This is a genomic window from Exiguobacterium sp. s129 (genome assembly GCF_018617585.1).
Lineage (GTDB): Bacteria > Bacillota > Bacilli > Exiguobacteriales > Exiguobacteriaceae > Exiguobacterium > Exiguobacterium aestuarii_A.
The window spans coordinates 1-476 of record NZ_JACSKL010000036.1 but is presented as its reverse complement, the minus strand read 5'-3'; the positions used below and the strand labels follow the sequence as shown (position 1 = coordinate 476).

The following is a 476-nucleotide window of genomic DNA, read 5'->3' as shown; positions in this document are numbered from 1 at the left end:
TTCCTCTCGGAGACGGACACGGAAGTCATCGTCCAGCTCATGGAGAAGCACTTCGTCGAGCTCGGTGATGTCGAGGCGGCGTTCCGCAAGACGCTCTCGGACCTTCACGGTTCGTACGCGATCGCGATGATCGACTCAGAGGACAAAGAGCGCCTCTATATCGGGAAGAACAAGTCACCGCTTCTCGTCGGACTCGGTGACGGCACGTTCAACGTCGTCGCATCGGACGCGATGGCGATGCTCCAGGTGACAGACCAGTACCTCGAGCTCCATGACGGCGAGATCGTCATCCTCACGCGTGAGTCGGCGACGATCAAGACGCTCGACGGCGAAGTGCTCGAACGTGCACCGTACACGGCCGAGATCGACGCGTCAGACATCGAGAAGGGCACGTACGCGCACTACATGTTGAAGGAGATGGACGAGCAGCCGGCCGTCATCCGCAACATCATCCAGCACTACCAGAACGAGAACGG

Annotated in this window: 1 pseudogene; it reads left to right on the top strand. The window is 59.7% G+C overall.

What is annotated here, in order from left to right:
• A pseudogene (locus tag KNO92_RS14725) lies at positions 1-476 on the top strand (glutamine--fructose-6-phosphate transaminase (isomerizing)); the annotation flags it as partial.